This is a genomic window from Pannonibacter anstelovis (genome assembly GCF_036881715.1).
GTDB lineage: Bacteria > Pseudomonadota > Alphaproteobacteria > Rhizobiales > Stappiaceae > Pannonibacter > Pannonibacter anstelovis.
This window is the reverse complement of the sequence record NZ_JBAKBF010000012.1, coordinates 147,683-154,006: the sequence shown is the minus strand read 5'-3', so window position 1 is coordinate 154,006 and position 6,324 is coordinate 147,683. Positions and strand designations below refer to the sequence as shown.

Below are 6,324 nucleotides of genomic sequence, written 5' to 3'. Positions count from 1 at the left end.
CCCCCCCCCCCCCCCCCCCCCCCCCCCCCCCCCCCCCCCCCCCCCCCCCCCCCCCCCCCCCCCCCCCCCCCCCCCCCGCCAGAGGCGTCTCCCCCCCCCCCGCCTAACCCGCCGCCAAATCCGCCACTACGGCGGGGGGCGCTATAGTCACCACCGCCGAATTCACTGCCGCCGCCGCCGAAATCGCTGCCGAAGTCCTGCGGACCGCCGAACTCACGCTTGCCGCCGCGCCGTCCGCGCGAACGCCGGTCCGAATCGCCATCGTGCATTGCTGAAACACCCTATTTGCGTGCCGTCTTCACGGCTCCGACCCATTCCTATCTCTCCCGCACCGAAGTGCGGACGTTCCATGCAGCCTGCTGACCCCGCAAGGCCAACGGACTTGCCACTGCCAACAACATGGTATTGGGAAGAAACAACGCTGCCGCAACCCGATCCAATCCGCCGCAGAATTATCATAGCTGTGAAAAACGGCTCCCGGCAAGCGAATCCTTACCGGACGATGGTCTAAAGGTCACAAATGCCGCAACGTGATTTGGGCGTCCGGGCTCTCGCTGTCAGATTTGCCGGTAAGCGGCAGGGTTCTGCCTTACAATCAGGCATTTCAGGCTGCCTTCTGCCAGTCCGGAGGTGCGCCTTCCGGCCTTCCATCTGATCTGCGGCTTGCGGGGGGAGGGGCTGCAGGCTACTGAAACTGCAGATGCCAGCTTTCAGGAGCCCGAAATGACTTCAACCGACGGTGAAGCGATGCAGGATGGCCTGCCGCCCGTGCAGATTGCCGTGATCCCGGTGACGCCCTTCCGCCAGAATTGCTCCCTTATCTGGAATCCGCGCAGCATGAAGGGCGTGGTGGTGGATCCGGGCGGTGATGTCGAGATCATCCTTGAAACGGTCGCCGCTTACAAGGTCGAGGTGGAACGCATCCTCATAACGCATGGCCATATCGATCACATCGCCGGTGCTGCAGACCTTGCTGACGCGCTCAAGGTGTCCATCGAAGGGCCGCATCTGGCGGATCAGATGCTGATCGACCGTTCGGAAGGTCAGGCACAGCAGTTCAACATGCCGCCGTTCCGGAAGATCGAACCCTCCCGCTGGCTCGACGAAGGTGACACGGTGGAGATCGGCGGGCTGGTGTTTCAGGTGCTGCATTGCCCCGGCCATGCGCCAGGTCATGTGGTGTTCTTCAACGCGGATCTGAAGTTCGCGGTGTCCGGGGATGTCCTGTTTGCCGGATCTGTCGGCCGCACCGATCTGCCGGGGGGCGACCATGCCACGCTGATCCGCTCCATCCGGGAAAAGCTGCTGCCGCTGGGCGATGACGTCACGTTCCTGCCCGGACACGGCGACCCATCTACCTTCGGCCACGAGCGCCTGACCAATCCGTTCCTGCGCTGACATTCAGCCAGATATGAAAGAAGGGGCCTTTCGGCCCCTTCGTCATGTTCACAGAAGCGATCTCAGCTTATCGAGTTTCTCGTTCACGAGCCAGCCGTAATAATTTTCCTGGGGCCAGGTGTTGCCGCTGCGGCGGAACTGGGCCGCACGGCCCCATGGGTCACCAAGATTGTAAAGTGTTGCCGTGAGCCCTGGGTTGTTGGAAATGTCCACGTCGCCAACAATCCGGTAGGCCTCGATGGCGTCCTGGATAATCGCTGCCATGTAATGCAGCGAGATGTTCGGATCCATCGTCGCCTGATAGACGTCGCGGGCATTGTCGGCTGTCAGGCGTTGCATGCGGCTCTGGCGGGCGACCCGGTCCGTCATCTTCAGCACTGTGAGCGGGCTGAGCTGGCCAAGGCCAAAGCTCTGGCCCGAAAAGAGCGGCTGGAAAAAAGTCTCATTGAAATTCGTGCGTGGATAGCGCGTGCCGTCCACGTTCTTGCCGCGGAACTCGCTGTCCCAGATTCGTTCGTAACAGGTCCAGAGCTTCTGGCTGTCGTTCTGGTAAGCTTCGGTGTTGCAGGCACTGAACTGCGGCTTCTGGACGAAGTCCGTCACGTTGACACCGCCATGGGCGAAATTCAGGCTGACGCCGGCATAGGACAGGGCCTTGACATAATAGCTCTGGGCGCTGTCGAGGCTGTCATAGTTGTATGTGTGTTCGCCAACGATAGCGCCGATCATATGGACAGGATCGATGTCATACCGGGCGGCGACACGCTTGATGTCGGAGATAAGCGCCGTATCACGGCGCAGGACGCCTAGGACGCGTTCAAACTTCGCGTCATAGCTTGAGCGCATGGCTGCTGTGCGCCGGGCCGAGGCAAAAGGTATTGCAGGCTGTTCCGCATTGCGGTTGCCGGGAGGTACGCTGCGCGAAGCAGCCGTAGCCTCGGCAAATGCACCAAGGAGAACCGCCGCTGAAAGTCCAGCCGCTGCAAGCTGGCGCGCGGCGAATTTCACACTGCGTCCCGCCAGACGCAATCCATTAAACATGCTCATGCCTGACTCCAGGCCCCCGCCGGGATGAATAGACGGGGCTCTCCGAAAGATACAAGTCCAAAACAAGGAAACTCACCGGAGCAGCCGCGTAACTGGAAGGGTGTTGTCTCCAATCCACAATACAGCGCTCTCAGGCATGCGAACCCATACGCGAGGCCCGCCGCCGAATCAATGTCCGCAGGCAGTTATACCGCATCATCCAGAGCTTTGGCGGCAAGGTTTCCGGCAGGTGTGGCGGTTTTATATCACGTCCCCTTGAGCCGTAACGTCTGCCCTGTCAGGGCCTGCATGATACTGCGGAGAATGGATGGGAGGAGAATGCGGTCACCGGCGCGTCTGCCTTGGTCCCATGCGCAGGCGGACGGATGCCGGCACCTGCAGCAGGTCCAGAAACTCCCGGTGCTGACGCAATCCACAGAGCTCGCGCTGGATCACCACATGCCAGAGTGCTTCGGCGGCTTCCTCCAGCCGCTCCTGATGACGCGATCGAAGCCTCTCGTCTTCTGGGGTTTCAGCCAGACGCCTGCCGGCACCCTCAAGCCGTGCCAGAGCCTCGTCCAGCTTGCGGGTCAGGCGGGCGAGTGTTCCGGCCTTCTCGGCCATCACTTCCTGCGCAAGCGCGGCTGCGAGCGGGTCCTTGTCTTCCATTCTGTACTGGCTGGGCGGGCGTACGCTCATGGCTGCCTGACTCTCCCGGCTGGTTCGTTCTCTATGTCTGGGCAGCGGCGTGACCCGCCGCTTCCCCATGGGCGAGCAGGGCCGACTTGCGCCAGAGCCATATCATTGTAACCAGTTTCAGCAGGCAAGGAACCGCAGCATAGGCAATGCTGAGCGCGAGCGCCGTCTGTGCCGTCAGCGGTTCTCCCGGCTGATAGCCAGCCAGGCCGAGTGCGGGCAGTGTGAGGCCGGTGGCGAGTGCAAGCGCGCCCTTGGTGAACAGCGCCATCACGGCATAAAGACGGCTGGCCGCCCTTTCGCTGCGGCTGCGGGCAATGTGGTCTGCCAGGATCGAGGCCGGCAGCGCCAGATCTGCTCCCAGTGCAAGGCCCGAGAGCAGGCAGACGGCCGTGTAGGCCGCGATATCGCCCTCACCGATGAAAATGGCCCAGACGAAGGTAAGCACGCTCAGCCCCATGGAGGCAGCCCAGGCCTGCAGCTTGCCCATCCGCCGGGACAGCACCTGCCACAGCAGCATTGATGCGGCGCCTGACAGGAAATAGGCCAGCAGGAACAAGCCTGTCAGATCTTCCGCGCCCAGACGGTCACGGATGAAGAAGATGACCAGCACCGCCGGAATGGCGCTGGCGAAGGTATTGGCCAGATAGATGGCAAAGAAGCTCCGCCGCCAGCGGTCACCCGTTACATCCTGCCAGCGGAACGCAGGGCTTGTTCCTTTGGCCTCCTGGGCAAGCGGTGCATGACGCAGCCAGCGCAGCAGCAGCACCAGTGCAAGCGCCAGAAGCGGCAGATAGAGCCAGGCGAGCCGGGCGAAAGCCGTTTCCTTTCCGGCTCCCTGATCCAGCACCGCCGGGGCAATGGAAGCCAGCAGCAGGCCGATCAGCCCCAGCGCCTCACGCCATCCGGCGATGCGGGTGCGCTCATGCTCGGCAGCGATCCACAACCCTCCGAGGGCCTGAAGGTTAATGGCGACAATGGAATAACCGGTGGTGCAGAGCAGGATGGACAGGGCGAACCAGCCGAGTGCCCCCTCTCCTGGAGGTGGTGTGAACACCATGAAGAAGCCGCCACCCAGCAGCAGGCAGCCCAATATAAGCACCAGCCAGCGCAGATGGGCGAAGCGGTCGCTGAGGCTGCCGATCAGCGGATCCTGGACAGCATCCACCAGCCGCAGCAGCAGAAGCACGGTGCCGAGACTGGCGAGCGGAACGCCCAGCGCGGCAGCGTAGAAATCCGGTGCATGCAAATAGACGGGCAACCCGGCAAAGGCGAGCGGCAGCGCCATGAAGCCATAGGCGAAGAGAGCGCCTTTGCCCTTGTGCTGGTCTGCAGAAGATGCCGCAGGCAAAGGGGCGTCCATCAGCGTGCGGAACCGGTCAGGCTGGCCTGCAGGCTCGGGTTCGACGTATTGTTGCCCAGCCAGATCGCAAAGAAGCGTCTGGAGAAATCTGCATCATTGATCGTGCCGATCCGGCGGCCATCCTTGTAGAAAACAGCCTTGCCGGAGGCATCTCGAACGCCGGTGATGGATGCGCCCTCGGACACATCCGGGAAAATGGCGCGCATCTGGTCGCCCCATTGCTTCAGCTTCGCCTCGTCCTTAAACCCCTGGCGGCGCATTTCATCAACCGAGCGCTTGGCAATGTCAGAGCCCTTGAAGTTGCGCAGATACGTCAGCTTCAGCGCGAAGGGTTTCGAGGGCGAGTAGCGGCCCTGCGGCGCGTAGAGTTCGGCGTCGAAGACGCGGAAACCGAAATAGGTCATGCGCCCCTGGCCGACGAGTTCGGCAGACGGAACAAGCCGGACGGCCGGGCCTGCATCGGCTGCCGCCGTGCGGGGTATGGCCGTTACGGCCAAAGCCAGCAGAAGCCCCATGACGAAGGCCATGACCATCCGGCGCGACTGTGTGCCTGTGAAGCCGCCTGCGATGGCCCGGGACATGCTGCGCGCATGTGCGGCGCGGATGGCGCGCTGCTGATCTTGCGGCGGGGTGATGGTCATGAATTCATCCTCCTGTCTGCCATTCCGTTCTTGACCTTTACGCAATGCGGGAGGGAGCGGATCGTTCCGGGCTTGAACAAGATGGCATGTGGAGTGTCACGGGCGTGTGATGCCAGTTCCGTCCGGACTGAAGCCACAACAGCACGCAAAAACCAGGCGCTGCATGGTCTGATTGCGGCTGCGCTTGGCCGGGGAAGGCTGTCAGAGACCTTCTTCGAAGGCTTCCCGCGCGCGGCGGCCTTGGGGGGAGTTCTGAAAGCAGACATGAAAATCTGGAATTGCAAGGAGCCGGCTGTTGAACTGCAACTTTCCGGCTGCGTCCTTCAGATCCTGCGTGGTTGCGATCAGGTGCTCGAACACCTGAAGATCAATCACCGCAGCTGCAATCTTTCCCTGCAATAGATTGCGCAGGTTCTGTTCGTCGCTGGTTGTTTCCACTGCGTGGATTCTGCCCGTTGCGACGAGAAGATCAAACATGTCCTCATTCTTGTAGCCGCGGACAGTGCCGATCCTAAGGTCCGCGAGGTCCCCGATCTTGTCCCATATGACGGGATTGCTGCTGAGCTCGGCCAAGCCTATGGGGCTCTTGCCGAAAGGCCGCGAAAAAAGACAGCGGTGACCGTCCGCTTCTGCATCTGCCCTGGGAGAATAGTACTCGGGAAACACTCCCGCATAGGCCTTGTTCTCAGCCGCAAGTGCAACCGCCCGGTGCCAAGGATGCACCTCTATGGTCACAGCCAAGCCTTTCCGGCTGAAGATTTCCCTGACCGCATCGGCCACAGGGCCCGACCCATCTGCAAATATATGAGGCGGCCATTCCAGCGTCGTCAGGCGCAAGGCTGTTTTGGTCTCTGCAACGGCGTGGCTGGAGGCCTGCAACATAAGAAGGGCTGCGAAAACAGCTAAGTATCTAAGGTAGTTTTGCACTCTGGCCGCCAGACACCTCACCATGCTCCCCTCCCGCAAGCGTCAGATCTCTCGTGCAGCTTGTCTCCTGCCATTTATGGACAGGCAAACTGTATGATGATGCTTGCGTCAGAGTCGGTGAGCCCGTATTGCGCGCGTGTGGTCAAGCGAGAATAATTATCAAGTACTCAAAAATTTATGGTGACAGCTTATTATACTGTCTGGTCTAATCTTAAGAATGCTCAAGCGCGCACAGGATTTTCCGGTTACTGATAAGCAGGGATCAACACGATC

Annotated in this window: 6 protein-coding genes; 1 reads left to right on the top strand and 5 read right to left on the bottom strand. The window is 61.3% G+C overall.

The window, feature by feature from the left end:
• Positions 1 to 723 precede the first annotated feature (723 nt).
• Entirely contained in the window at positions 724 to 1,398 is a 675-nt protein-coding gene (locus V6L75_RS17535) for an MBL fold metallo-hydrolase (RefSeq protein ID WP_334252772.1), read from the top strand.
• Positions 1,399 to 1,446: 48 nt separating this feature from the next.
• On the opposite strand, the gene V6L75_RS17530 is transcribed toward V6L75_RS17535, so the two are convergent.
• The 5 genes from V6L75_RS17530 to V6L75_RS17510 form a co-directional block, all read right to left on the bottom strand.
• Positions 1,447 to 2,445, bottom strand: a complete 999-nt coding sequence (locus V6L75_RS17530) for a DUF1402 family protein (RefSeq protein WP_334252771.1) — start codon at positions 2,443 to 2,445, stop codon at positions 1,447 to 1,449.
• Between the two features lie 324 nt (positions 2,446 to 2,769).
• Complete coding sequence (locus V6L75_RS17525) at positions 2,770 to 3,123, bottom strand: DUF6665 family protein (protein WP_334252770.1); 354 nt, start codon at positions 3,121 to 3,123, stop codon at positions 2,770 to 2,772.
• 31 nt (positions 3,124 to 3,154) lie between these two features.
• Complete coding sequence (locus V6L75_RS17520) at positions 3,155 to 4,483, bottom strand: MFS transporter (protein ID WP_334252769.1); 1,329 nt, start codon at positions 4,481 to 4,483, stop codon at positions 3,155 to 3,157.
• Entirely contained in the window at positions 4,483 to 5,124 is a 642-nt protein-coding gene (locus V6L75_RS17515) for a chalcone isomerase family protein (RefSeq protein ID WP_334252768.1), read from the bottom strand. Before V6L75_RS17515 ends, V6L75_RS17520 begins: the two co-directional genes overlap by 1 nt.
• Before the next feature lie 201 nt (positions 5,125 to 5,325).
• Positions 5,326 to 6,006: a substrate-binding periplasmic protein gene (locus tag V6L75_RS17510; RefSeq protein WP_334252767.1), complete on the bottom strand. Its 681-nt coding sequence runs from the start codon at positions 6,004 to 6,006 to the stop codon at positions 5,326 to 5,328.
• Positions 6,007 to 6,324: the final 318 nt, after the last annotated feature.